Origin of the sequence: Rhizobium sp. AN68 (assembly GCF_030758035.1) — a bacterium.
GTDB lineage: Bacteria > Pseudomonadota > Alphaproteobacteria > Rhizobiales > Rhizobiaceae > Agrobacterium > Agrobacterium tumefaciens.
Map to the genome: position 1 here is coordinate 2,267,390 of NZ_JARWMI010000003.1, position 25,499 is coordinate 2,292,888.

26 protein-coding genes and 2 pseudogenes are annotated in these 25,499 nt (G+C 59.4%); 12 read left to right on the top strand and 16 right to left on the bottom strand.

The genetic code is table 11. The features are described 5' to 3' along the window. Positions 1–3: 3 nt before the first annotated feature. From RBH71_RS24120 to RBH71_RS24145, 6 genes are all read right to left on the bottom strand, one after another. Positions 4–1,122, bottom strand: coding sequence for a branched-chain amino acid ABC transporter substrate-binding protein (locus RBH71_RS24120; RefSeq protein WP_003513936.1), 1,119 nt, complete (start codon positions 1,120–1,122; stop codon positions 4–6). Positions 1,123–1,240: 118 nt separating this feature from the next. Next, positions 1,241–1,594 carry a DUF6867 family protein gene (locus RBH71_RS24125; protein ID WP_003513938.1) on the bottom strand — a complete coding sequence of 118 codons (354 nt, stop codon included), beginning with the start codon at positions 1,592–1,594 and terminating at the stop codon, positions 1,241–1,243. 171 nt (positions 1,595–1,765) lie between these two features. Then, positions 1,766–2,494: an ABC transporter ATP-binding protein gene (locus RBH71_RS24130; RefSeq protein ID WP_003513939.1), complete on the bottom strand. Its 729-nt coding sequence runs from the start codon at positions 2,492–2,494 to the stop codon at positions 1,766–1,768. Continuing rightward, entirely contained in the window at positions 2,494–3,372 is an 879-nt protein-coding gene (locus tag RBH71_RS24135) for an ABC transporter ATP-binding protein (RefSeq protein ID WP_019565106.1), read from the bottom strand. Before RBH71_RS24135 ends, RBH71_RS24130 begins: the two co-directional genes overlap by 1 nt. Continuing rightward, positions 3,372–4,724, bottom strand: a complete 1,353-nt coding sequence (gene livM / locus RBH71_RS24140; protein WP_370647612.1) for a high-affinity branched-chain amino acid ABC transporter permease LivM — start codon at positions 4,722–4,724, stop codon at positions 3,372–3,374. Before livM ends, RBH71_RS24135 begins: the two co-directional genes overlap by 1 nt. Before the next feature lie 49 nt (positions 4,725–4,773). After that, positions 4,774–5,676: a branched-chain amino acid ABC transporter permease gene (locus tag RBH71_RS24145; protein WP_323687529.1), complete on the bottom strand. Its 903-nt coding sequence runs from the start codon at positions 5,674–5,676 to the stop codon at positions 4,774–4,776. 335 nt (positions 5,677–6,011) lie between these two features. Here RBH71_RS24145 and cysQ point away from each other — a divergent pair, with 335 nt between their 5' ends. Further along, the gene (cysQ, locus tag RBH71_RS24150; protein WP_003513960.1) at positions 6,012–6,806 is read left to right on the top strand and encodes a 3'(2'),5'-bisphosphate nucleotidase CysQ; all 795 of its coding nucleotides are present in this window, start codon (positions 6,012–6,014) and stop codon (positions 6,804–6,806) included. A 144-nt stretch (positions 6,807–6,950) separates the two neighbouring features. Here the strand turns inward: cysQ and RBH71_RS24155 are convergent, their stop codons facing one another. After that, positions 6,951–7,082, bottom strand: a complete 132-nt coding sequence (locus RBH71_RS24155) for a hypothetical protein (protein ID WP_019565104.1) — start codon at positions 7,080–7,082, stop codon at positions 6,951–6,953. A gap of 110 nt (positions 7,083–7,192) precedes the next feature. On the opposite strand from RBH71_RS24155, the pseudogene RBH71_RS24160 reads away from it, so the two are divergent. The 3 genes and pseudogenes from RBH71_RS24160 to RBH71_RS24170 all read left to right on the top strand — a co-directional run bounded on the left by RBH71_RS24160 (position 7,193) and on the right by RBH71_RS24170 (position 9,205). Further along, positions 7,193–8,237, top strand: a pseudogene (locus RBH71_RS24160) (DUF2793 domain-containing protein). 190 nt (positions 8,238–8,427) lie between these two features. After that, positions 8,428–8,703: a DUF1153 domain-containing protein gene (locus RBH71_RS24165; RefSeq protein WP_003513963.1), complete on the top strand. Its 276-nt coding sequence runs from the start codon at positions 8,428–8,430 to the stop codon at positions 8,701–8,703. Positions 8,704–8,923: 220 nt separating this feature from the next. Continuing rightward, the gene (locus RBH71_RS24170; RefSeq protein WP_003513965.1) at positions 8,924–9,205 is read left to right on the top strand and encodes a GNAT family N-acetyltransferase; all 282 of its coding nucleotides are present in this window, start codon (positions 8,924–8,926) and stop codon (positions 9,203–9,205) included. Positions 9,206–9,415: 210 nt separating this feature from the next. Here the strand turns inward: RBH71_RS24170 and RBH71_RS24175 are convergent, their stop codons facing one another. Together RBH71_RS24175 and RBH71_RS24180 are read right to left on the bottom strand one after the other, a co-directional pair. Beyond that, positions 9,416–9,619 (bottom strand): DUF1059 domain-containing protein, encoded by a 204-nt coding sequence (locus tag RBH71_RS24175; RefSeq protein ID WP_003513967.1) that lies wholly within the window; start codon positions 9,617–9,619, stop codon positions 9,416–9,418. Between the two features lie 312 nt (positions 9,620–9,931). After that, positions 9,932–10,282 carry a flagellar export protein FliJ gene (locus RBH71_RS24180; protein WP_003513968.1) on the bottom strand — a complete coding sequence of 117 codons (351 nt, stop codon included), beginning with the start codon at positions 10,280–10,282 and terminating at the stop codon, positions 9,932–9,934. A gap of 481 nt (positions 10,283–10,763) precedes the next feature. On the opposite strand from RBH71_RS24180, the gene ctrA reads away from it, so the two are divergent. Beyond that, positions 10,764–11,468, top strand: coding sequence for a response regulator transcription factor CtrA (gene ctrA / locus RBH71_RS24185; protein ID WP_003491823.1), 705 nt, complete (start codon positions 10,764–10,766; stop codon positions 11,466–11,468). An 82-nt stretch (positions 11,469–11,550) separates the two neighbouring features. Then, positions 11,551–12,066: a GNAT family N-acetyltransferase gene (locus tag RBH71_RS24190; protein WP_003513969.1), complete on the top strand. Its 516-nt coding sequence runs from the start codon at positions 11,551–11,553 to the stop codon at positions 12,064–12,066. Positions 12,067–12,116: 50 nt separating this feature from the next. On the opposite strand, the gene RBH71_RS24195 is transcribed toward RBH71_RS24190, so the two are convergent. The 3 genes from RBH71_RS24195 to chpT all read right to left on the bottom strand — a co-directional run bounded on the left by RBH71_RS24195 (position 12,117) and on the right by chpT (position 14,547). After that, a complete protein-coding gene (locus RBH71_RS24195; RefSeq protein WP_003513970.1) occupies positions 12,117–13,163 on the bottom strand; it encodes an alpha/beta hydrolase family protein in 1,047 nt (348 codons plus the stop codon). Between the two features lie 122 nt (positions 13,164–13,285). Further along, entirely contained in the window at positions 13,286–13,813 is a 528-nt protein-coding gene (locus RBH71_RS24200) for a GNAT family N-acetyltransferase (RefSeq protein WP_003513972.1), read from the bottom strand. A gap of 86 nt (positions 13,814–13,899) precedes the next feature. Next, the gene (gene chpT / locus RBH71_RS24205; protein WP_003513974.1) at positions 13,900–14,547 is read right to left on the bottom strand and encodes a histidine phosphotransferase ChpT; all 648 of its coding nucleotides are present in this window, start codon (positions 14,545–14,547) and stop codon (positions 13,900–13,902) included. Positions 14,548–14,797: 250 nt separating this feature from the next. On the opposite strand from chpT, the gene RBH71_RS24210 reads away from it, so the two are divergent. Both RBH71_RS24210 and RBH71_RS24215 read left to right on the top strand, forming a co-directional pair. Continuing rightward, positions 14,798–15,394 carry a DUF1134 domain-containing protein gene (locus RBH71_RS24210; RefSeq protein WP_003513975.1) on the top strand — a complete coding sequence of 199 codons (597 nt, stop codon included), beginning with the start codon at positions 14,798–14,800 and terminating at the stop codon, positions 15,392–15,394. A 143-nt stretch (positions 15,395–15,537) separates the two neighbouring features. Continuing rightward, positions 15,538–16,737: a hypothetical protein gene (locus RBH71_RS24215; RefSeq protein WP_003513976.1), complete on the top strand. Its 1,200-nt coding sequence runs from the start codon at positions 15,538–15,540 to the stop codon at positions 16,735–16,737. Positions 16,738–16,949: 212 nt separating this feature from the next. Here RBH71_RS24215 and RBH71_RS24220 read toward each other — a convergent pair whose 3' ends face one another. Further along, positions 16,950–17,822: a TrmH family RNA methyltransferase gene (locus RBH71_RS24220; protein ID WP_003513977.1), complete on the bottom strand. Its 873-nt coding sequence runs from the start codon at positions 17,820–17,822 to the stop codon at positions 16,950–16,952. Then, complete coding sequence (locus RBH71_RS24225) at positions 17,812–18,204, bottom strand: hypothetical protein (RefSeq protein ID WP_003513978.1); 393 nt, start codon at positions 18,202–18,204, stop codon at positions 17,812–17,814. Before RBH71_RS24225 ends, RBH71_RS24220 begins: the two co-directional genes overlap by 11 nt. 38 nt (positions 18,205–18,242) lie before the next feature. On the opposite strand from RBH71_RS24225, the gene RBH71_RS24230 reads away from it, so the two are divergent. The 4 genes and pseudogenes from RBH71_RS24230 to rpoH all read left to right on the top strand — a co-directional run bounded on the left by RBH71_RS24230 (position 18,243) and on the right by rpoH (position 21,443). Next, complete coding sequence (locus RBH71_RS24230; protein ID WP_003513979.1) at positions 18,243–19,265, top strand: RluA family pseudouridine synthase; 1,023 nt, start codon at positions 18,243–18,245, stop codon at positions 19,263–19,265. A gap of 2 nt (positions 19,266–19,267) precedes the next feature. Next, the gene (locus RBH71_RS24235; RefSeq protein WP_003513980.1) at positions 19,268–19,516 is read left to right on the top strand and encodes a hypothetical protein; all 249 of its coding nucleotides are present in this window, start codon (positions 19,268–19,270) and stop codon (positions 19,514–19,516) included. Between the two features lie 33 nt (positions 19,517–19,549). Next, positions 19,550–20,374 carry a class I SAM-dependent methyltransferase gene (locus RBH71_RS24240; protein ID WP_003513981.1) on the top strand — a complete coding sequence of 275 codons (825 nt, stop codon included), beginning with the start codon at positions 19,550–19,552 and terminating at the stop codon, positions 20,372–20,374. 165 nt (positions 20,375–20,539) lie between these two features. Continuing rightward, positions 20,540–21,443: pseudogene (gene rpoH / locus RBH71_RS24245) on the top strand (RNA polymerase sigma factor RpoH). Between the two features lie 252 nt (positions 21,444–21,695). Here the strand turns inward: rpoH and RBH71_RS24250 are convergent. Both RBH71_RS24250 and RBH71_RS24255 read right to left on the bottom strand, forming a co-directional pair. Beyond that, positions 21,696–23,999, bottom strand: coding sequence for a hypothetical protein (locus RBH71_RS24250; protein ID WP_003513982.1), 2,304 nt, complete (start codon positions 23,997–23,999; stop codon positions 21,696–21,698). Positions 24,000–24,069: 70 nt separating this feature from the next. Further along, positions 24,070–25,368 carry an adenylosuccinate synthase gene (locus RBH71_RS24255; RefSeq protein WP_003513983.1) on the bottom strand — a complete coding sequence of 433 codons (1,299 nt, stop codon included), beginning with the start codon at positions 25,366–25,368 and terminating at the stop codon, positions 24,070–24,072. Positions 25,369–25,499 lie beyond the last annotated feature (131 nt).

Genomic DNA, 25,499 nt, shown 5'->3' on the forward strand with positions numbered 1-25,499 from the left:
GACTTACGTCCCCTGCTGGATGTAGGTGAACTTGCCGTCCGGGCCCTTCTTCCACTCGTACATGACGTAACCGGGAAGCTTCGGGTCGCCCTTCTCGTCGAAGGAGATATCGCCGAGTGCTGTCGGGAAGGTACCCTTCTTCAGAGCTTCGGCAACCTTTTCCGGCTCAACGGAACCGGCAGCCTTGGCAGCACCGGCAATCGCCTGCAGGGCGGCGTAGGAGTAGAGCGTGTAGGCTTCCGGGTTGAAGCCGGCGGCCTTGAACTTCTCTACCAGTTCCTTGTTTTCAGGACGCAGCGTCGGATCGGGACCGAAGGTGTTCAGCGTACCTTCGACGGCGTCGCCGGCGATGGAAGCAAGTTCGTTCGAGACGATACCGTCGCCCGAGATGAGCTTCGCCTTCAGACCCTGGTCAGCCGACTGGCGGATGATAAGACCGGCTTCGGTGTGCAGGCCACCCCAGTAGATAACGGAAACGCCGGCTTCCTTCATCTTGGAGATCAGTGCGGAGAAGTCCTTGTCGCCGACATTCACGCCTTCATACATGGCTTCCGTCAGACCGGCCGCATTGGCTGCCTTCTTGGTTTCGTCGGCAAGGCCCTGACCATAGGGGGTCTTGTCGTGAATGATGGCGATCTTGGCGTCCTTGTAGTGGTCGGCCAGATACTTGCCGGCAATGCCACCCTGCTGGTCGTCACGACCGCAGGTACGGAAGGTGTTCCACAGGCCACGCTCGGTGAAAACGGGGTTGGTCGCAGCAGGCGTTACTTCGAGAATGCCGTTTTCGGCATAAACTTCGGAAGCCGGAATGGAGACGCCGGAGTTGAAGTGACCGACGACGAACTTCACGCCATCAGCAACGAATTTGTTGGCAACCGATATACCCTGCTTCGGGTCGGAAACGTCATCGCCGAGAACGATCTTGATCTGCTCGCCGTTGATGCCGCCTGCAGCATTGATATCCTTCGCAGCCTGTTCAGCACCCTTCTGAAGCTGAGCGCCAAATGCGGCGTTCGGGCCTGTCAGCGGGCCGCCGACAGCGATCACGATATCGGCCCAGGCCGAACCGCTGAAGGCGACCATGGCGGTCAGCGCAACGGCGGAAAGAAGAGACTTCTTCATTACTATACTCCCAGTTCCTTTGGATGGGTTGACTACCAGGACCTGTTCAGTACCCACCTTAACCGAACAGGAAACGTTCCACTCACGCGAGTATCGTGCAGCCGGAGGAATCCGGCTGTCAATCTTTCTTTTTATATGAAAATGCCGACGTCCGATCGTAGAGCCAATAGTAGTTATTGACCATCTGGCTCGTCCTGCGCATTCGGAAACCGATGCTGGAAAAAGCCAGAAGAAGAACGACGTCAAACACGTAGTAGAAGCCGTTGATGAACGGCCCGTTGAAAAGCGCGAAATGCAGAAACCGCATCACGAGCCCCAAAGCCAGCGTATAGATCACCACACGCGGGAAATCGCCCCAGCCATCGGCGACGGATCTGCCCGTGCGCCACGCCGTCCAGAAACCAAGAAGAACAACCAATGCGCGCAGAATATAACGCACGCCGCTATCGGTCTCGAATAAAAGGCCCTGCATCTTCTTTCCCCATCAGCGCCGGGATGCAAATGTCCGGCCCTGCCTTGTTTGTCGTCCCGCCGTTTTTCCGGCAGGCATTTTATTGTTTGCCACCGGCAATTTCCCCTTCGAAAACGGCCGGCGGCGGTTCGTTATCTTGCGCCGCAAAATTTCCGGCGCAAGTAAAATCTTTCAGTGCCGGCCGCCTTCGAGATAGGCCGCGCGTACCTGCGGATCAGCCAGCAATTCCCTGCCCGAACCGCTCATCGTCACCTTGCCGTTGACCATCACATAGGCGCGGTCGGAAAGCTTCAGTGCCGCAAAGGCGTTCTGTTCAACGAGGAAGACGGTCAGGCCCTCTTCCTGGTTGAGCTTCTTGATGGCCTCGAAGATGCCCTTGACGATCAGCGGGGCAAGGCCCAGCGACGGCTCGTCGAGAAGCAGCAGTTTCGGCCGTGCCATCAGCGCGCGGCCGATGGAGAGCATCTGCTGCTCGCCGCCGGAAAGCGTACCGCCACGCTGGCTCTGACGTTCTTTCAGCCGCGGGAACATGACGAAAATCTTCTCGACGTCCTCTTTGAAATATTTGAGGTTGTCGAGATTGGCGCCCATCTGCAGGTTTTCCAGCACCGTCATACGCGGGAAAATCCGGCGGCCCTCGGGTGATTGGGCAATACGCTTGCGGGCGATGAGGTGCGTCGGCAGGCGGGTAATGTCTTCGCCGTCGAACGTCACCTGGCCAGTGCGCGCCTGCGGGCTGCCGCAGATGGTCATCATCAGTGTCGATTTGCCGGCGCCGTTGGCGCCGATAAGGCTGACGATCTCGCCCTTGTTGACCTCGACGTCGACACCGGCCAACGCCCGGATGTTACCGTAGTAGGTTTCGACACCTTGTACTTTGAGAAGCGGTTCACCGGACATCAGGCCACTCCTCCGTCGAGTTCTTCCGCAATCACGTCTTCCACTTCATCATCCTCGACACCCAGATAGGCGGCGATGACCTTCGGGTCGTTCTTCACATGGTCCGGCGAACCGTCGGAAATCTTCTGGCCGTATTCGAGAACCACGACGTGATCGGAAATCTGCATAACCACCGACATGTCGTGCTCGATCAGAAGCAGCGACGTGCCTTCGTCGCGGATACCGCGCAGCAGCGCATTGAGCGCCAGCGATTCCTTCGGGTTGAGACCGGCCGCCGGTTCATCTAGGCACAGAAGTTCCGGCCCCGTGCACATGGCGCGGGCGATTTCCAGGCGGCGCTGCGCGCCATAGGGCAGATCGCCGGCCGGGTCGTCGGCGCGGTCGGTCAGATCGGCCTTGTCCAGCCAGTATTTGGCCTTATCGATCGAACTGTTGACCGCCCTCTTGTAGGCGGGCAGGCCGAGAAGACCGAGAATGGTGTAGCCCGACGCCTTCATAAGCGCATTGTGCTGCGCCACCAGCAGGTTTTCCAGAACCGTCAGACCCGAAAACAGGCGGATGTTCTGGAAGGTACGCGCCACCTTCGCCTTCTTGGTGATCTCGAAATCCGGCAGGCGCTCCAGAAGATGCGCCTCGCCGTTTTGCTGACGCATGGTGATCATGCCCATCGTCGGCTTGTAGAAGCCGGTGATGCAGTTGAAAACAGTGGTCTTTCCAGCACCGTTCGGACCGATCAGCGCCGTGATCTCGCCGCGCTTCGCCTCAAAGGAGAAGTCATTGATGGCCATCAGGCCGCCAAACCGCATCGAGAGATGTTCGACCTTGAGGATCGTATCGCCAGTTAGATTGGGTGTCATGTTTGTCGTTCCGGAAGCCATCAACCGTGACCTTCCTTGGTAAAGCTGCCCGAGACGGCCTTGCGTTCCCTGAGGAAGGCCGTCGGTTCTCGTGAGCCGACAAAGCCGCGCGGCTTGAACAGCATGACGATGACCATGGCGAGACCGAACAGCAGCATGCGGTAGAGTTCCGGCGTGAAATCAGGCCCGAAGACATGCTTCAGGAATTCCATTTCGCGCAGCAGCTCCGTGCCGCCGACCATGACGAGGGCGGCAATGGCGATGCCCGTGAGCGAACCCATGCCGCCGAGAACGACAATGGCAAGGATGACGGCCGATTCCAGGAAGACGAAGCTTTCCGGCGATACGAAACCCTGACGGGCGGCGAAGAACGAGCCGGCGAAACCGCCAAACATCGCGCCTGTCGCAAAAGCGGTAAGCTTGGTGATGACAGTATCGATGCCGAGCGAGCGGCAGGCGATTTCGTCTTCACGCAAAGCTTCCCACGCCCGGCCGATCGGCATGCGGCGCAGCTTGATGGTGACGTAAGCCGTCAGCATGCACAGAAGCAGGATCACGTAGAACAGGAAGATCTTGTAATAGGCCGACGACATCGTCAGGCCGAAGGCCTTGGCGAAATTGTTCGGCGCGCCGACATCGAAGGACCAGATGCCGAAGATAGACGCCTTGGCGATGCCGGAAATGCCGAAGGTGCCCTTGGTCACATCCGTCCAGTTCAACAGCACGAGACGGATGATTTCACCGAAGGCGAGCGTGACGATGGCAAGATAGTCGCCACGAAGTCTGAGCACCGGGAAGCCGAGAATGATGCCCCAGAAGCCCGCGAGAATGCCGGCCACCGGCAGAAGCACCCAGAAGGACAGGCCGAGATGGCTTGACAGCAGCGCGTAGGAATAGGCGCCCACCGCATAGAATGCCACATAACCGAGATCGAGCAGGCCCGCGAGGCCAACGACGATGTTGAGGCCCCAGGCCAGCATCACATAGATCAGGATCTGGATGCCGAAATTGTCGACGAATTTCAGCGAGCCCTGAAAACCGAACAGCTGCACGGCGACGACGGGATAAAGCAGCAGCAGGACAAGCGCGAGCTTCAGGAAGTGCTTGTGGAAAAAGCCTTTTTCCTCGGAGATTTCCAGAATGCCGCTTTTAGCCTTGGCAAGCTTGCGGCGATCCATCGACGGCCGGATGAAGCCGACCATCAGGAAACGGCCGATGGCGGCGACGCCGACGAAGATCGACAGAAGCCCCCAGCGGGTGCCCCAGATAAGCTGGTTGTTGATGTCCTGATAGGTGACGATACCGACGTAAAGAATGAACATGCCGAGCGAGACGATGCCCGCAAAGATGCCTTCCTTCACCGCCGTTGCCATCAGGCTCGGGCTGGAAGTGTCGTTTTCGGAAGCGATATTGGTCATGGGATCACACCTTCTCGACTTCCGGACGACCGAGAATACCGGTCGGCTTGAAGATCAGCACGAAAGCCAGGATGCCGAATGCCGCGACATCCTTGTAGGCAATGGAGAAATAGGCGGACCAGAGAGATCTGATGAGGCCGATCAGGAGACCACCGAGAACGGCGCCCGGAAGCGAACCGATACCGCCGAGAACCGCTGCGGTAAACGCCTTGACGCCCGGAATGAAGCCATCGTTGAACGATGCGACACCGTAATACATCAGATACATCGTACCGGCGACCGCCGCGAGTGCGGCACCCATGATGAAGGTGATCGAGATCGTCTTGTCGACATCCACACCCAGAAGGGCCGCCATCTTGCGGTCCTGTTCCGTGGCGCGCTGCGCCCGGCCGAGCGGAGTCTTGTTGACGATGTACCAGAAGGCGAACAGCAGCACCGACGTCACCGCCATGATGATGAACTGCTTCAGCGAGACGGTGATGGAGCCGAAATGGTAGCTGTCCGTCACCATTGACGGGATCGGCTTGTTACGCGGACCCTGTGTCACCTGGATGAAGTTGGACAGCGCGATCGACATGCCGATGGCGGTGATCAGCGGCGCAAGGCGGAACGAGCCTCTGAGCGGACGGTAGGCCACGCGCTCGATCACCCAGTTCCACAGGCCGGTCATCAGCATGGCGACGACCATCATCAAAATCAGAAGAAGCGCCACCGGAATACCGGCAAAAAACGATGTTGCGATCAGAAAAACGATCAGCGCGGCGAAACCGCCAAGCATGAAAATATCGCCATGGGCGAAGTTGATCATGCCGATGATGCCGTAGACCATCGTATAGCCAATTGCGATGAGGCCGTAGATCGATCCAAGAGTCAGCCCGTTGATGAGCTGCTGGATAAAATACTCCATGTCTTTCCCCTGGGCATGACCTCTGATGAGCCACGCCTCGTTTATGTTAATTATAGGGGGAACCTTTTCGATTAGCCCCCACCTGCAAAATGCATATCGTGTTCGCTAAAAATGTGAAGTCAAAAACGGGCGATCCTGCACAAAATTTGGAATTTCCACATTCGTTGCCGTTTTCCCGATCAGAATAGCCAGGATTTCGGCAGTAAGTGCTAAAAAAATGGCGTTCGAATGCTTATTTCAGTGTTGCCTGACGCATTGTTTGACGGGTGGCGGGCAAAAGAGTAGCGAAATAGAGGGGTAAAGGATCCCCGGCACGAAATGGCAACGGCAACAAGATGATCGACATATTGACGAAAGCGGCGCTGGACGCCGGGCAGGCAATCATGGCGGTCCATCGCGCCGGGCCACACGTATCGTACAAGGACGATTGCTCACCCGTGACCGAGGCAGACCAGCGGGCGGAGGTGATCATTCTGCAGGCACTGGCTGCGCATTTTCCCGAAATCCCGGTCATTGCCGAAGAAGCGGTCTCGAACGGCATTCTGCCGGAGACAGGCACGGAATTTTTTCTGGTCGATCCGCTGGATGGGACCAAGGAATTCATTTCCGGCAAGGATGATTTCACCGTCAATATTGCCCTGATCAGAAACGGCGTGCCGGTTGCAGGCGTGGTTTACGCCCCCTGCCGCGGCCAGGCCTGGACCGGCAAGGACAACAGCGCCGAAAAGCTCGCAATATCCGGCGAAGGCGCGATCCTCGCGCGCCACCCCATCCGGGCACGCCAGCGCGGCGCCTCCCCCGTGGCGCTGATCAGTCGCTCGCACTGTACCGCGAAAACGGAAGCCTTCGTGGCCGAACACGGCCTGAAAGACTGCATTTCCGTTGGTTCCTCACTGAAATTCTGCATGCTGGCGGAAGGTGCTGCCGATATCTATCCCCGCTTCAGCCGCACCATGATGTGGGATACGGCGGCAGGCGACGCCGTACTACGCGCCGCCGGTGGCAGAACGCTGGATTGCGAGGGCCGGCTGCTTGCCTATGAGGTGAGAGGCGATGGTGAGGATGCACTCGCCAACCCGGATTTCATTGCCGAGGGCGCAATGGCAGCGACGGTGGAAATTGCGACATAAGCCTGCGAGGAGACCGCTAGACCTCCTTAGGTGATCAGGCGTTTTTAGGCGTTCGCTTCGGTGTCTGCGGCTTACCCCCCTCTGCCCTGCCGGGCATCTCCCCCACAGGTGGGGAGATCGACTCGTGGCAAGGTCTCGCAGATCTCAATGTTTGAGAATGAAGCGACGGTAAAGCCGCTTGCCGATCTCCACCCTTGTGGGGGAGATGCCCGGCAGGGCAGAGGGGGGTAAGCCGCATACGCCGAGCCCCAAAATCAGTTCCTCCATATCGATCATACCGGCGTTGAACCGGTATTTCGGAAAATAATTTCATCCCCGCTCATCCCCGCCCCGCCGCGCCGCATCACAATCGCCGGCGAACGGCCACGGAGCGCGGAAGAGACATCATGACTGAACAGACGGCGAGACTTAGGCTTCCTTATATCCTGCCCTCGCAGGCACAGAAACACGTCACCCACAACGAGGCGCTGCAGCGGCTGGACGCGATCGTCCAGCTGGTCGTCAAGGACGTGGTCGCCGCCCCGCCCGACAATGCGCCGGAGGGAGACTGCTTCCTGCTCTCGCTTGACGCCGCTGGCGACTGGGGCGGGAAAGGGCGGGAAGCTTGCCTTCCGGCAGGACGGTGCATGGCTGCTGATAGCGCCGCAGTCCGGCTGGACGGCATGGTTTTCCAGCGAGGGTAAACATCGCGTCCTACGGGACAGCGCATGGCGGGACGTGCCGCTGCCTGCCGCGGCGACCCTCGAAAAGCTTGGTATTGGCACACAGGCCGATGCCACCAACCGTCTGGCGCTTGCCGCCCCCGCCAGCCTCTTCACCCACACAGAAGAGAACGGCAACCACCGCATGGCGATCAACAAGGCGGCAAAGGCCGATACCGCCTCGCTGCTGTTCCAGTCCGGCTGGAGCGGCCGGGCGGAAATGGGCCTTGCAGGCAATGACGGTTTTTCGATCAAGACCAGCGCCGACGGCATTTCCTGGCACACTGCCCTTTTGTGCAGCGGCGACGGCAGGGTCACGATGCCGAACCGGCCCGTGGTTCTGGCCAGTCTGCCTTCGGGCACGACGAGGCCGGCCAACGGCTCGGCTTCGGGGTTTTCCATGCTCTTCATCGATGAGGGTGGTTTCGTTCTCGGCGACGCGGTCGGCACAGGCGGCGGAAGGGAACTCGTCGTTCCCGTGAAAGGTCTCTATCTGGCCACCCTGTCGCTTGCCGTGGTGTACTCATCCGGGCACCAGGTTTTGCTTGCCGTCAACGGCGCGGCTGGCGGCCTCACTGTAGCGGGCAACGCCTCCAATGCCGGCACCTCGCAGTCGACGACCCTTATCCTGCCCCTCAATGCCGGCGATCGCCTGCGGCTGTTGCATGAGGGAACCGCGGAATTCGCCCACGGCAGCGGGAAAACGTGCCTTTCGCTTGCGGCGCTGTGAGGAAAACAACCGATGGACGATAGAAACACGATTTTTGGAAAAATTTTTTCCCGACAAAATAAGGCGACTCGAACAAATCGGGCGAAACCGTTCAAATTCTTAATAAATTGTCACGAACTGCTTAGGCAATTTTTAAAGGTACGGGGCTAAAGTTCCCGTCATATGGTCTTGAGTTTGTATAGAGTGTCCAATGACCGAAATGATACGCCCACGAGTTAAATATGTCATCGGCCCCGATGGCAGCCCTCTGACGATTGCGGATCTTCCGCCGTCAAATACCCGTCGATGGGTTATTCGCAGAAAGGCAGAGGTCGTCGCCGCCGTGCGCGGAGGACTTCTGAGCCTTGAGGAAGCCTGCGAGCGTTATACGCTCACCGTCGAAGAATTCCTGTCCTGGCAGTCGTCGATTGCCGATCATGGCCTTGCAGGCCTGCGCACCACGCGCATTCAGCAATATCGCCACTAAACCAGTGCGCCGGCGCGGCAACGCGCCCAAACCGAACTTCCAAAACGCCCCGTCGCATCGACGGGGCTTTCGGTTTGATTTTGGATTTCCCCTGAAAATTGCCAGACACAGCCGGTGACTGTCACCGGTTTGTGTCCACTGCGTTCGCTATCCCGCTGTTTCAATTCAGGCGCAGGCCGTTACAGTGGAAAAAACGAAAAGCAATGCGAAGGCAGAGATCATGGATATCAAGACAACCGAAACCGGATCGCGCGGCGAATATTCGGCAACCATCGACGGCCACAAGGCCGAGATGACCTATTCGCGCACCTCCCCTTCCCTCATCATCATCGACCATACCGGCGTGCCCGATGCACTGCGGGGCAAGGGTGTCGGCCAGGCGCTCGCCGCCCATGCCATCGATGAAGCGCGCAAGGGCGGCTGGAAAATCATTCCGCTCTGCCCCTTCTTCAAGGCTCAGACGCTACGCCACCCTGACTGGGCAGATGTTATCAAGGGGTAACTAGCCAGACGGGCTGAGGCTCGGGACAAAACCTCAAGTTTGTTTTTTAGCGAAAGCGGAGCCCACACGCTCCGTCACCCCGGCCAAGAGGCGGGGTCCAGCCAGCTCAAATCCTTGAGCTTAAGGGAATCTTCCGCCGCGCAGACGCGCGTCGGCTGGATGCCGGATCAGGCCCGGCATGTCGACGGATAGGTTTCAGGCTGCCAGCAATCACGCCACCTTCAGCGGCGGTGTTCCTGCATGTATGCTCCTTCGAACTTCGGCCCGAAATTCCGGCGTATCCTCGGCGCCATGCACTGCCACGGCATGTTGAACCGCCGCTTCCATGAGCTCCTCCGGCGTATCGGCTGAGATGGCGATCGAGCATTTGCTGTCGCTCGGGAATTCGCGGCAATCGATATATTGGCGGGCCATTTGTTTCCTCCCCGCTTCTGGCCCACCCGCGTCCGCGCAGGGCGCGCGTGGGACAAGCCTCCGGCTCTTGGTCGGAACTTCACCAAATTACGCCTTTCCCCGGCCCCGGACAATGGAAAACGCAGGGATTCCCTCCATCCCTGCCCCGCAAGAAACCAGCCGGGCAAGGCGCTGCGGTGCACCAAAGCAAAAGGCCGCCAACGAGAGGCGGCCTTCCAGAAAAAAGCATGGGCATCCCGTCATTGAAAGCCGCCTCCTGATCCACCGGCAGCCGTCAATGAGGACGATCCTTATATGATCTTGCGCCAATACCTAGGCGCGGGCGCGGATCGCTCCGTCGCGGTTTTCCAGTGCCGCCGCCTTTTCATATTCGGCCTGCACCTCTTCCAGAGAAGCCTCTGCGGCTTCCTGCTGGGTCTTCAGCTCCCGGATCGAGACCTGAAGATTGTCCGCACGCTGACGCGCGGCCTTGGCGAAGGTCGGATATGCGAAGTGGGTCGGATCGGTAATGCCGGACTTGCTCTCTTCCAGCGATATCTGATGCACCAGTTCCTTTGCCATCCGCTCAAACTCGGACATCATCTGCTGCAACTGGTTAAGTTGCCGGCGTTTTTCATTAACCTGAAATTCTTTCAGGCGAACCAGGCTGTCACGCGACTTCATACGCAATACTCCATGGATAGCGAGACCCGGATCAAAAAGGCACTATGCCCCCTCGATCGGCCCGTTTAACCCGCCCGCTCAACCGGCCCGGTTAACCCGTTGTGCCGGAATGATTCCCAAAAGTTACCCGGCGTTAATAAAAAAACGCCGCCGTTAACCTTTCGTTTACGGGCATCGTTAATGATAAACACGATCATTTAAGGGTCGGTAAATGCCAGGTCCAAAAAAACGGGCCCGACGATGTAAGAGTCGATTGAATCACTTAGCGAGATATCCTCACGTTAAGCTTCAATTTTGGCGATGGTGGATTCACGTGCAAAAACAGCGAAATGCCAACTTTGCTTAATAAATTCGATACACCTTGCCAAAGGCAATTAGAATTTGTTAACCATTTGGTGGCAGCCTGCAAATCAGGCAACGTCTGGATCCGCATCGCGCGAGGCAATGATTTACCAATCTGCGGGCGGCAAAGGGGATAATTATGCGGGTTCTACTTATTGAAGACGACAGCGCAACAGCGCAGAGCATCGAACTGATGCTCAAGTCGGAAAGTTTTAACGTCTACACGACCGACCTCGGCGAGGAAGGCGTGGACCTCGGTAAACTCTACGATTACGACATTATTCTTCTCGATCTCAACCTGCCCGACATGTCGGGTTACGAGGTCTTGAGAACCTTGCGCCTTTCCAAGGTCAAGACACCCATCCTCATCCTCTCCGGCATGGCCGGCATCGAAGATAAGGTTCGTGGTCTCGGCTTCGGCGCAGACGACTACATGACGAAGCCGTTCCACAAGGACGAGCTTGTTGCCCGTATTCACGCAATCGTCCGCCGTTCCAAGGGCCATGCGCAATCGGTCATCTCCACCGGCGAGCTGATCGTCAATCTCGATGCCAAGACGGTTGAAGTGGGCGGCCAGCGCGTTCACCTGACCGGCAAGGAATATCAGATGCTTGAGCTGCTTTCGCTGCGCAAGGGCACGACGCTGACCAAGGAAATGTTCCTGAACCACCTTTATGGCGGCATGGACGAACCGGAACTGAAGATCATCGACGTCTTCATCTGCAAGCTGCGCAAGAAGCTCGCAAATGCTGCAGGCGGCGCAAACTACATCGAAACCGTCTGGGGCCGCGGTTATGTCCTGCGCGAGCCTGATGGAGCCACGGAATTTCTCGAAACCGCCTGATCCCCTTCAGGATATGGCAGTTTTTAAAAGACCCGCTGGCGACAGCGGGTTTTTTGTTGCGATTTCATGATTGGATAGTGCCATGGACCATTCTATCCCCACCCTCAGAACGGAACGCCTGATTTTGCGCCTGCAGATCATGGCGGATTTCCCCGCCTATCGCGACTTTATGGCGTCAACCCGCTCCATCGGCGTCGGCGGACCATATGACCTGCCGTCAACCTGGGGCGTTTTTTGTCACGATCTCGCCAACTGGCATTTTTTCGGCCACGGGGCGCTGATGATCGAACTTGGCGAAACCGGGCAATGTATCGGCCAGGTCGGCATCAATCACGGCCCGCTATTTCCCGAAAAGGAACTGGGCTGGCTGCTTTATGGCGGCCAGGAAGGCCACGGTTATGCTGCGGAAGCGGCCTCTGCACTGCGCGACTGGGCATTCGAGACCCTGAAATTGCAGACGCTGGTCAGCTATGTCTCGCCGCGCAACAGCAAATCAGCAGCAGTTGCACAGCGCCTCGGCGGTGTTATCGACCCATCGGCACCACGGTCTGATCCCGAAGACCTTGCCTATCGGTATCATCCGCAAAAAGTGACCTGAAGGATCGGGACGTCGCGCAACGGTTCACCGAGACGTCCCGAACACCTGTCTTAATGCATTTCCACGTTCAGGAAGCCGACAATCGCCTCCGCGATCTGCCGGTGGATGGCCAGGCGGTCCCTGCCCCCGCCGTCACGGCAGACGAAACCTTCCCCCGGCGAAAGCTCCTCGACGATTTTTTCGCCGTTTGGCTTGCATGTCTGCATGAAGCTGAAATGGCTGGCGTCCGGTATTTCGCGATAAACCGTGGTCGCCTTTGGCAGATTGCGGGCGATATATTCCGAATCGGCCTTGATGGCGGCAATCTCGGGCGTTTCCACACCGGCGGCAAGAACCAGAACCGGTACATTGACACGTTTCAGTGTTTCCGGCAGGAAACCGGCGGCCGGGCCAGCGTCCAGCGCAATCACCGCGCGGATGCGAGCATCGCGCAAATCCATCGAAAGGCGTGGATCGGCCTTGCCGCCGTTAACGATTCCGACCTTGGCCAGCAACCGTGGTGCCTTGCATTGCGGCAGAACCTTCTCCGCATTGCAGTCTTTTAGCGCGAGATCGGCGCTGTAGCGGGCGCCAGTCAGCTCCATAGCGGTCCAGCCTCCGAGAGAATGGCCGATGACCGCGATGCGTGCCCTGTCGATTTTTCCAGCGAGTTGATCGTTATCGAGCAACGCCGTCAACGTTCGGCTGATGTCGCGCGGGCGTTCCCATAACGGCACGATCTCCATCGCATTCTCTTCAGTGAATGATTCGCCCGCGTGATCCGGCGCGGCCACGATATAACCCTGCTGAACAAGCTCACCGGCGATCCAGTTCAGATTGCGCCAGCTTCCGCCAAATCCGTGTGACAGCAACACCAAAGGACGGGAACCGGCCAGAAACGACGCATCAGGTTGAACCTCGAGACCATAAAAGGCAGCGTTTTCGCCCACCGTCTCAGTTTTTCCCGATGGTGCGGACGGATACCACAATGACAGGTTCAGCATTCGCGTGCCCGAATCATCGGGCAATTCCAGCTGTCTGAAACCAATCGCGTTCTCCGCCATCACGGGCGCAGCGGTGGAGAGGATGGCGATGGCGACCACAAGAAAATAGCGCATGTGAAGCTCCAAAAATTGATCTTGGATCAACCCTTGGTTCAAACCGCCACCGTCCGAGACCTCGAACAGGTTTCAGGACGCCCTGAAACGCGATTGAGACGGCCCGGTGGGAATGCGCAGTACTAAACCCCCACCACCCGCTCGAAAAGCCGGATGGGATTGCCCCGGAATGTCGAATCTCGAAACAGGCGGAAGCCGAAACGGGCGGCGATGACGAGCGAGGGGGTGTTGAGTGGATCAATCATGCAGACGGTCCGCTGCGAAATTCCGCTGCGATCAAACCACCCTGTTGCCGCCGCCACCGCCTCGGTCGCGACGCCCTTGCCGTTCAGATCAGCATCGATTTTCCACATCGCTTCTGGCACGCCATCGAAATCGGTGCCGTTTCCACGGCGCATATGGGCAAAGCCCACCTCGCCGACGATACGCCCGGAGCTTGCCTCCTCCACGACAAAGGGACCGAAGCCGAAGACCGACCAATGGCCGATGAAGCGCAAAAGACGGGCAAAGGAGATTTCGGGGTCCAGCGGCGTAATCGATGTGACCCCTTCGATGGGCCGGACATCCGCGCTCCAGAACGCACAATAAAGCGCTTCATCCGTGATGGCGTGCGGCCGCAGGACGAGGCGCGCGGTTGTCAGACGTGTCATGAACCTCTTCCCCAAAAGCAAAAAAGGCCGGCGCGTCGGAAAACGCTACCCGGCCCTTTCACAAAACTACCTCTGCAACTGAACGATCACGCGGCAACCGTCTTTGCGGTAAACACGATGCGATCCTCATGCACCTTGTATTCCACGGCCATATCGGCCTCCTCCGCCAGAAGCAGCGTGTAATAGGGCTGTACGGAATGTGCGTCGACCGCCTCTTCCAGCCTGCCTTCGTAGATCTCGGCGAATTTGGCCGGAATGCGCATCATCTTGCCCTTGACGGTGATTTCGAATTTGGCGTCACCCTCCGGATCTTCCAGCACCACATCCACGTTACCACCGCGCGGGATCGCGCTGTAGGACACGAGAAAGAGGTTGAGCAAAAGTTTGACACGATTTTTCGCGACGATGGCGCGCGGGCCGTTCCAGGTCACTTCGGCCTTCTTTTCGGCGGCAGCGAAATCCTTGGCGGCTTTTTCAGCCTCGCCGGTATCGATCGAAGCGCCAGCGGAGCCGGACGCGCCGAAAGCAAGGCGGGCGAACTTCAGCCGCACGGATGCGTTAAGAGCGGATGTGCGGATGAGATCCAGCGCATCGTCATCGGTGCCGCCCTCGTCCAGCAATTCGAGGCCGTTATTGATGGCGCCGACAGGAGAGATCACGTCATGGCACACACGACTGCACAGAAGAGCTGCCAGATCGGGACCGGACAGCGTGATATTGAGTTTGCTCGTCATAAAATTCTCTCCTGCGCAAGGGAGGCGCGGACGGTGTGGAAATTGTTAAGCCATAATGACACCATATTTGGTAAACCGATTGTTAATAGGATGGTTTCAAAATGCCAAATGCCTTAACAGGCCACCCTGGAGCGCCCCGCGTCCGTTCGGACGTATAAAGGATGCTCTGGAACTTTGAATCTTCGCATGGGCCCTGCCGAAAATCGATTCGGATTTTCGGGCTGATGCACCAACGAACAGACGGACGGACATGACGATGCGCCTTACGAAAACCCGCACCATTGCACGCCTCGGACTGGGAAAGATTTTTGCGCTCCTTGCCAGCCTTTTGATGTGGGCCGCACCGGCCTCGGCCCAGAACAGCGATCAATATTCTTTTCAGGAAGTCGTGGATGCAGGCCACGGATTCTTCGGTGAAACCACCGGCGGCCTCGCCAAGGTGGTGGAACGCGCCTTCCAGCAATACGGTCTTCCGAACGGCTATATTCTGGGGCAGGAAGGCTCCGGCGCTTTCGTCGCGGGCCTTACCTATGGCGAAGGCACACTTTATACCAAGAATGCCGGCCAGCATCCCGTCTTCTGGCAAGGCCCGTCGCTCGGCCTCGATTACGGCGGCCAAGGCACCCGCGCCATGATGCTGGTCTACAATCTGCCTTCGGTCGATTCGCTTTATCGCCGTTACGGCGGCGTCAGCGGCTCGGCCTTCATCGTCGCCGGCGTCGGCATGACCTATCTGAAAAGCAGCGATGTCACGCTGGCACCCATTCGCACCGGCATCGGCGCGCGCCTCGGCATCAATGTCGGCTACCTGAAGCTTACCCAGGAACCGACCTGGAACCCCTTCTGACGCTGAGATGGGGATGCACTCTTGCGGCTCCCCGCGCAATTGCCTTGGCGATACCCCTGCCAACGGTTGCAATAATAGCGTAACGTGCTCTCGCGCTCCTCTTTCCGAATGCGCGCGTATCTGAGTTTCGGAGACTGTCTCGCGTGATTGAATATGCCATTCTTTTCGGATTGGGTTTTCTCACCGCAACCCTGCTGGCCTTGCTGATCGCGCCCGCGATCCATCGCCGCATCGTTGCCTATACGGAAAACCGGCTGCGCGCGACAATGCCCATCAGCCCCCAGGAAGTTCGCGCCCAGAAGGATATGGCACGCGCGCTCTATGCCGCCGAAAACGCCAAGGTTCGTCAGGAACTGGACACCGAACGGGAAAAGAACACCTCGCTCCGCCTCGCCAACGAGGCAGCATCCAGCGACGCCTATCGCCTCGGCGAGCAGAACCGCGGCCTTTTGCTGAAAATCGAGGAATTGACGCTGGAAATCGGCGAATTGCGAGGCGCCCTCGACGCCAGCGAGGAACGCGCGAGCGCAATACAGGCAAACCTTCTGGAGCAGGAACAGGCCGCAAATGCGCGTGCCGGCCAGATGTCTGAGATCACCGCTCGCCTCACCAATCTGACCCGCGAGCTGGATGATTCGAAAATCCTCGCCGCCACCCGCGATCTGGAGGCCGAGCAGGCAAAACAGACCGCCTCGCGTTTCCGCAAGGAGGGCGAAACGGCGACCCGCGAATTGCAGGATGTCGCTGCCCGCAACAAGGAGGCCATGACGGCGGTTGCGCGCGAAAGCCGCAAGGTCACCCGGCTGGAAGAACAGATCGCCAGTGTCATGGCAAAAAATGCCGATCTCGACACCATGCTGACTCTGCGCAATCAGGAGGTTGCCCGCCTGAAGGAACAGCTTGCCGCAACCGGCGGCCGCGCCGACGACATGATCATCCGTCTGCCCAACCCCGCCGTACTGAACGGGGAAACCGCAAGCCAGCCACAGAAGGCGCCCGTCCTGCCCGAAATCGCGCCCGTGGTCGCGGTAGACACTGCACCGGCCTCAACCGCCATGGAACCGGCAGCGACGCCGCCGGAAGGTCTGGAGCAGGAGATCGAGGATATCCGCAATCAGGGAACGGCACTCACCGAACGCCTGCTGAATGTGCGCGGCACCGGCAACGACGAACCGATCCGTCGCGAAATCGCCCGCATCGCCGCCCAGATGATCGCGCTCACCGCAGCGCAGGAGGGCGAGAAATCGCCGATCCCGGGGCTGCTTGCGAAAGCCACCGCCTCGACCGGCCGTGAGAGCCTTGCGAAGCGGGCGAGTGTGTTGATGGAGAAGCGGAAGGGTTGATATTCCCTTCGGTGGGTGTGGTTTACCCCCCTCTGTCCTGCTGGGCATCTCCCCCCCAAGGAGGGAGATCGGCAAGAAGCTTTACGTCACTTCATTCGCAAACATCGAGATGGCCGAGACCTAGCCTCAGGTCGATCTCCCCCTTGTGGGGGAGATGTCCGGCAGGACAGAGGGGGGTGAGCGGCATTCGTCACGAGTAACATCGCGAAGACCTAAACCCGCCCTATCGCCCCCGCCATCTGATAAAGCGCCAGCCCCGAAGCCGTCCCCGCATTCAAACTGTCCAATTGCGGCGACTGCGCAATCCGGGCGGTATGGAACCGAGACAGTACCGATTGCGGCAACCCCTCGCCTTCCGTGCCGATGACCAGCGCCATGCGATCCGAACGTGGAATATCGCGAATCTCGGTCTCGCCATTCGGCGAAAGGCTCCAGATCGCAAAACCGGCCTGCGAAAGCCGCTCCAGCATCTGCACCGCACCACCGCCGCGATGATAGGGAACCGAGAGAACGGAACCGACGGACACCCGGAGCGCCTTGCGATAGAGCGGATCGCATGAAGTCTCGTCCAGAAAAACCGCATCGGCATAAAAGGCCGCGGCGTTGCGGAACATCGCACCCAGATTGTCGTGGTTGGAAATGCCGCAGCCCACCAGCACCAGCGACGAGGCGGGAAGCGCGTCCGTCAACCCGTCCAGCGTAATGTCACGCACCCGGCGGCCGAGCGCCAGAATGCCGCGATGCAGGTGAAAACCGACAATGCTATCCAGCACCGGCGCTTCCGCCACATAGACCGGCACATCGGGCGGAAAATCGGCTAGGATATCCGCGACGCCGGAAAGCCTGTTCTTGAGGATGAGAATGCTCTCCGCCGCAAAGGCACCACCCGCCTTGTGGGCGGCGGCCAGCATGCGCAACACAACCGTGCCTTCCGCGATGAAACGGCCCTGGCGACCGGTGAGATCACGCTCGCGAATATCGCGAAAGGCGGCAATGCGCGGATCGGCCGGGTCTTCGACCGGGATCAGAGCCCGACCGCCCAGGAGCGCATGCGCGCCCGCCGGATCAATATCCTCACTGGGCATCGACCGTCACATCGGCGAGAAACCGGCCGGCCGCGACGTTGAAGACCAGCGCCTTGCGGGTGCCGTTGGCAAGCTTGCCGTAAAACAGCATGTCACCGCCGGAATAGCTGACATTGTCGATTGTAAAGCCCTGCGGCAGGCTGGCGGTCACGGCAAGCGGTCCGTTGCCGGTGGGAACCGCCAGATTTTGCGGTACGCTCTGCGTTACAACGGTTTTCGATGGTCCTACCGCCTTGTAGACAACCGCGCCGAACACAGCCATAAGGCTGATGAACATCACGGAGCCCGACACGATCTGCAAACGGATCATCTTGCGGCGAACTTTATCCATGGCCGGATCAAGCGGCTTGTCTTCCTGTTCGTCTTGCTCGATGTGCGTCATCGGGTTCCCTAGAATGCTGATTGATCGGAAAAATAAGAATGAACGACCCCTTTAAACAAGGCGGAGACGCAAGGAAAGTCCTGATTGCCGGCGAAGACGCCGAAGGCCGCATCGATGTGTGGCTGGCGGGCGAAGTTGGCGGCGATCTGTCGCGCAGCCGCCTGAAAGCCCTGATCGAGCAGGGTGCCGTTTTATTGAACGGCACGCCGGTGACCGAGCCGAAAAAGAAGGTGCACCCGCACGACCGCGTCGAGATCGTCATGCCGGAGCCGGAAGACCCCGAACCCAAGGGCGAGGATATCCCGCTCGATGTGGAATATGAGGACGACGACCTGATCGTGCTCGTCAAACCCGCCGGTCTCGTCGTGCATCCCGGCGCCGGCAACTGGACCGGAACGCTGGTCAACGCCCTCATCTATCATTGCGGCGACAGCCTCTCCGGCATTGGCGGCGTGAAGCGCCCCGGCATCGTGCATCGGCTGGACAAGGAAACCTCCGGCGTCATGGTCGTGGCGAAAAACGACAACGCACACCGCCATCTCGCCGCGCAATTTGCCGATCACGGCCGCACCGGCCCGCTGGAACGCGCCTACAAGGCCGTCGTCTGGGGCCGACCGCGCACGCTGCGCGGCACCATTGACGCCGCACTCGGCCGCGGCGCCGACCGCACCAAACGCGCCGTCAAGCGCGAGGACACGGACGATGCCCGCGAGGCGATCACCCATTACGAGGTTATGGAACGTTTCCATGAAAAGGCGGATGCGTCCTGCCTCGCCTCGATGGTGGAGTGCCGCCTGGAAACCGGCCGCACCCATCAGATCCGCGTGCACATGGCCCATATCGGCCATCCGTTGATCGGCGACCCCGAATATGGCGCGGCCTTTCGCACCAAGGCGAACCTGCTTGAGGAACCGGCGAGAAGCACCGTCAACCGCTTTCCGCGACAGGCGCTTCATGCCTATCTCCTGGCCTTCGAACACCCCCGCACCGGCGAGGTGATGGAATTCGAAACAGACATGCCTGATGATATGGAAGAACTGCTCATCGCCCTGCGGAGCTGAAAATGCCGCACGGCGAGGTCAAAAAAACCACGCCGTGCATCTTGCCGGAAGCCACGGAAAATAAAAAGAGATTAGCGGATAGCGATATTCCCCACATGGTCTTTCTTGTAGACCGCCCCAATTCCGCTTCAATCGTCGCACCTCTTCGAACCCCGGAAAGCTTGAAATCGTCACCGCGAATGCCGTGGCCGGACCTCTGGCTTGCCGAAAGACAGACGTTGCAAGGAACGCCGTTTTATCCGCAGAGCTGAACGGAACCGGCATGACGACGGGATCTATCGCGCATGAACACCGATGAACGCCAGTTTATCTTTCAGGGATTACGAAGCGTCGAAGGCTATATCGACCCACCCGACGCGCTTGTCTTCAAGGCGCTGCTGCAGGCGCAGACAAGGGACGGCCTGAAGGGCGGCATGGCGGAGATCGGCGTCTATTATGGCCGCTCCTATTTTCTGCTGCGCAAATTCGCGCAGCCGCAGGAAAAGGTTTTGGGCGTCGACCTGTTCGAACTCGACCCACCCTCGGACGGAAGCCTCGACCAATATGAGCGCCTGATGGAAAACGGCAGGCGATTGGGTTTTGCGATGGATGAGGACTTGATCATCAAGGGCGACAGCACCCGGCTCGCACCCACAGATATTACGTCGCGGACTGGTCCCGTCAGGTTCTTCAGCATCGACGGCGGGCACCACCTGCACCATGTGCTGGCGGACGCGAAACTGGCGCTGGAGGTGATCGCCCCGCACGGCGTCATCGTCTTCGACGATACCTTCAACCCCGCATGGCCGGAAGTGACCGTTGGCGTCGCCGATTTTCTGCGCACCCACGGCCACAGCCTCGCCTGCTTCGCCATGACGAAATACAAGACCTATGTCTGCCGCCGCGAATTTCACGCTGTCTACGCGGACGCGATTGCCTCTGGCCCCGACTTGCAGACACTCGATCATGTCGAAACGGAGTTTCTCGGCTCCCGGGTCGTTCGCCTGCATAACCCCACCCGCCGGCGGGTAATGTATGAGCTGATGGTGCGCTCCGGTCTCGGTGGTTTTTCGGAACGAATTTACCGTTCGAAAGTTAAACAGGTCAAAGAAGGTGTCGCCGGGACATAACGCATGTGTGAACGCTGTGTTCGCTTGAAACGCGGCGGGTGCATACATATTTGTTACGTGGGTTCGTGCGGGGTCGGTAACGACCCGCCACTAGCGGTGTGCCTTGGGCGAGTAATCGCCAATCGATGAGGGTGCCGTTCCAGACCATAGATAAGGGGGTGCTTTATGGCCCGCAATAGTTTGCCTACAATTACGGCCGGCGAAGCCGGTCTCAATAGATATCTCGACGAAATCCGTAAATTCCCGATGCTGGAGCCGCAGGAAGAGTACATGCTTGGCAAGCGTTACGCCGAGCATGGCGACCGCGACGCCGCTCACAAGCTCGTCACCAGCCACCTGCGCCTTGTTGCCAAGATTGCCATGGGTTACCGCGGTTACGGCCTGCCGATTGGCGAAGTCGTGTCCGAAGGCAATGTCGGCCTGATGCAGGCGGTGAAGAAGTTTGATCCGGAACGCGGTTTCCGTCTGGCCACCTACGCCATGTGGTGGATCAAGGCTTCGATCCAGGAATATATCCTGCGTTCGTGGTCGCTAGTAAAGATGGGTACGACTGCCAACCAGAAACGCCTGTTCTTCAACCTGCGCCGGCTGAAAGGCCGCATCCAGGCGATCGACGATGGCGATCTGAAGCCGGAACACGTCAAGGAAATCGCCACCAAGCTGCAGGTTTCCGAGGAAGAAGTGATCTCGATGAACCGCCGCCTGCATGGCGACGCATCGCTGAATGCGCCCATCAAGGCATCTGAAGGCGAGATCCGGCCAATGGCAGGACTGGCTGGTGGACGACCATGAAAGCCAGGAAGCCGTGCTGATCGAGCAGGACGAGCTGGAAACCCGCCGCCGCATGCTGGCCAAGGCCATGGGCGTGCTGAACGATCGTGAACGCCGCATCTTCGAGGCTCGCCGCCTTGCCGAAGACCCGGTGACGCTGGAAGAACTCTCATCCGAGTTCGATATCAGCCGCGAACGCGTGCGCCAGATCGAGGTTCGCGCCTTCGAGAAGGTTCAGGAAGCGGTGCAGAAGGAAGCCCTCGAAGCCGCCCGCGCGCTGCGCGTGGTGGATGCGTAAGGCTCGGTCTTTTTAAGAGAGTGGGGCTGAACTTATCGGCTACGTCATCCTCGGGCCTGTCCCGAGGATGACGTCGAAGTAATTGGCTCGACTGCCATCCCATCTCACTCCCCTTGGTGTCCGGCGTGACGAGAGAGTGAGATTCGTTGCCAGTAAATTTCTAAGCCCGCAGATCGCGAGATCTGCGGGCTTTTTATTTGCAAGACATAAGGAAGAAATGAGGGGACCGGCTTTAGCCGATCCCCAAGATCATCACTGACCGGTCGCGGGCTTTGCAGCCGCCCATTCGCGTAGCGCCGTGTCGAAGGCGGCGATGCCGTCATTGCCCTTTTGCAAGGTCAGAAGCGCACGGCGGCCGTTGCGGTAGGAAACCGGGATGTCGATCCAGTTGCGGCTCTTCAACAGCTCCAGATTGGTCTTCATCGCATCCGGGAAGTCGTTAAGCGCGATCATGTGGAAATCGTCGGTGATCTTGGCCGGAACCGCGATCAGGGCGTTACCACGATCCTGCTCCGTGCTCTTCATCGCGATACGCTGGACGCTGTCGATCGCGCCGCCTTCGAAGCCGGGCGAAACCGAGAAGACGATCTCGATCAGATGGCTTGCCGGAAGCGAAGGATCGGTGTTGCGCTTGAAGGTGATGAGCGCGCTGAGGCCACGGCCAGGAACCGTGATCTGGCCCTGCACCGTTGCGGACGGACGACCCTCATTGTCGTTTTCCTGCTGCAAGGACCAGGAAACGCTGCCCTGAATGGCGGTCGGAACCGTCTGGCCCAGCACTTCCTCGTAGAGGAACATGCGGTCGCCCGTGGCGGCAGCGGCCGCAGCAGGCGGCTGTGCCGGCGGCGTACCAGCCGGAGTACCCGCAGCCGTATTGGCCGGAGCCTCGCCTGCAGGCGGCGGCGCAACATTCTGCTCATAGACCGACTGGCCCTCCGCCGTGACGGGCTGGCCATTGGCGCCCGGCGCCGGCCCCTCGTCGCGCTCGGTCCCGTCGGCCAGAAGGCGCTGGGTGAATTTCGTGCCGGTGACGGACCCGTCATCGGCATGCGGCTGCGCCTGATGATTGGTGGGGCTTGTCGTCGGCTGCTGCCCGCTGGCGGGCGGCTGCTGGGCAGCTGGCGGTGTGGATGTCGGCGTTTGCGCCGTATTGGCTGGAGGCGTCTGGGTGCCGCCATCCTTCTGTGCCGATTGCACCAGGCCGCCGACCATGTCGTTCAGCGCATCACGGTTCAACCACAGCGCATAACCACCACCGGCAAGAAGCCCGGCGCCCACAAGCGCAAGTACCAGCGAGGCATAATTCCGGCGCGGCTTCTTCTTGACCATGTAAGCGGGCGTCGCGGCACCAGCACCGAGAGCGGGCATTTCGTTCGTCGTTGCCCGGCTGGAAGACGATGCGCCGTCATAACCGATCAGCTCGTCCAGATCGTCCCAGGGCGTGCGCTCCTTGTTGTCCTTGGAAGCACGGTCATCGAAGGGATCGTTATCGGCGCGCGGCAACGCAGGCGTGGCCTTCGGCGGGATCGCGAGATCCGTATCATCGAAATAGGACGAGAAGTCCTCGACGACAGCAGCCTTTTTCGGGGCCGTGTCTTCGGTCTGCCGGGGTTCGGAAAAATCGTCGTGCCCGCCAAAAATCGGATCGTGATCGGCAGCAGCGCGGTAACCGGCATGCTCGTTCCCGTCGCGCCGCTCAGGCTCGAAGCTGACATCCGGGGCCTGATAGTGCTGCGCGGAATAACCGGCGACGACGGAATGGTCGTCCCTCTCGTGGCGCACTTCGGCCTCGGCAGCCGGGCGAACATCCTCGTCCTGCGCTTCTTCGAGCTTGCGCCAGTCATCCTCGTCAACCGGCTGCGCCCAATGGGGCGGCACAGAATCATCGGCATGGGGGGCCGCCGCTTCAGGCGCGACATCATCAACGCGCTCGTCCTCCGGCTGATAGGCCGGCTCTTCATGCGCGCGGGTGAAATAGGTACCGGCTTCCTCGTGAGGACCGGCTTCATGAACCGGCGCGACACGGGCCGGTTCGGGTGCGTCGTAAAGCTCCTCCGGCTCACGCGCGCCGTAATGCTGCTCCTCATGCGGGATTAAAGCGGCGACGGGTTCCTCGGGGCGAGGCTCCTCTTCGCGGGCCGGTTCTTCATAAACCGGCTCTGGCTGGACAGGATAAACCGGCTCCGAATGTGCGGGCACAACCGGAGCAGGCTCTTCCTCCACCGGCTCGTACCGCTCGGCGGCATGAACGGCAGGCTCTTCGGCAACATCCTGCGGATGATAGACAGCATCCGCCTCCTCCGCCACGGGGGAGAAAGCATCATCCTCCTCCAGTGCCGGTAAGGCCTCGGCATATTCACTGTCCACCTCGGCTATGGCAGCGTCCAGCTTGGCGATCTGCCGGCGCAACAATTCTTCCGGCGGACGTGGCTTCATATTCTCGAGCTGGCGCACAACCGCACTGCGCGCCTTGTCGTAAACCTTCGCCCGGTTTTCGGGAGTATTGTTCGCCAAGCCATCCACGGCCTTGCGAATGACTGCTACAAAATCCGCCATAAGCACTTTCTCGTCGTGACCGGCGACGTACCGGCCCGATATGGTTTATGAATCTAGATCGCCGAGGACATTAGTCCTCAAACGGATCAGTCACAAGTATGGTGTCGTCACGCTCCGGACTTGTCGACAGAAGCGCGACAGGCGCCCCGATCAGTTCTTCCACCTGACGGACATATTTAATTGCCTGAGCAGGCAAATCCGCCCATTTTCGGGCGCCGACGGTAGATTCTTTCCAGCCTTCCAGCGTGACATAGATCGGCTCGACACGAGCCTGTGCACCCTGGCTTGCGGGAAGATGATCGATTTCCTGCCCGTCGAGCTTGTAGCCGACGCAGATTTTCAGCTCGTCCAGACCGTCGAGAACGTCAAGCTTGGTGAGCGCGATGCCGGTGATGCCGTTGGTGGCGACCGACTGGCGCACCAGCGCTGCGTCAAACCAGCCACAACGACGCTTGCGGCCGGTGACGGTGCCGAACTCATGGCCCTTTTCGCCCAGGAACTGGCCGATTTCGTCATGCAGCTCGGTCGGGAAAGGACCTTCGCCAACGCGGGTCGTATAGGCCTTGGTGATGCCGAGAATATAACCCAGCGAACCCGGACCCATGCCCGAACCGGCAGCGGCCTGACCGGCAACCGTGTTGGAAGAGGTGACATAGGGGTATGTGCCGTGGTCGATATCGAGCAGCGAGCCCTGCGCGCCTTCGAACAGGATGCGCGCACCGGCGCGGCGCTTCTTGTCGAGCAGCAGCCATACGGTTTCGCTGAACGGCAGGATGCGTTCTGCAACCGAGCTCAACTCTTCCATGATGGTTTCATGCGAAACTTCAGCAGCGCCGAAGCCGCGACGCAGCGCATTGTGATGCGTCAGGATGCGATCGACCTTGGCGGACAGCGCCTCCATGTCGGCCAGATCCATGACGCGGATGGCGCGGCGGCCGACCTTGTCTTCGTAGGCCGGGCCGATACCGCGGCGCGTGGTGCCGATCTTGGTGCCGCTGTTGGAGGCGGCGTCTTCGCGCATGCCATCAAGTTCGCGGTGCAGGGAAAGAATGAGCGTGGCATTGTCTGCAATGCGCAGGTTTTCCGGCGTAACCTTTACGCCCTGCACTTCCAGACGGCCGATTTCAGCGATCAGCGCATGCGGATCGACCACGACGCCGTTGCCGATGACGGCGAGCTTGCCCGGACGCACGACGCCGGAAGGAAGAAGCGAAAGCTTGTAGCTGATGCCATCGATGACAAGAGTATGGCCGGCATTGTGGCCGCCCTGATACCGCACGACGACATCTGCCCGCTCGGACAGCCAGTCGACAATCTTGCCTTTGCCTTCGTCGCCCCACTGCGAGCCGACCACCACAACATTCGTCATTTCTTGCTTTCCTGCTCATGGCGCTTGCGCGCCCGATAACCCGATGGGAAACCCAAACCCGCGAATGTATACTGCGTTGTTTTACGGAAAGCGACCCTGTTTCTTATGGTGAATTTTGCTTTTTCCGTGAC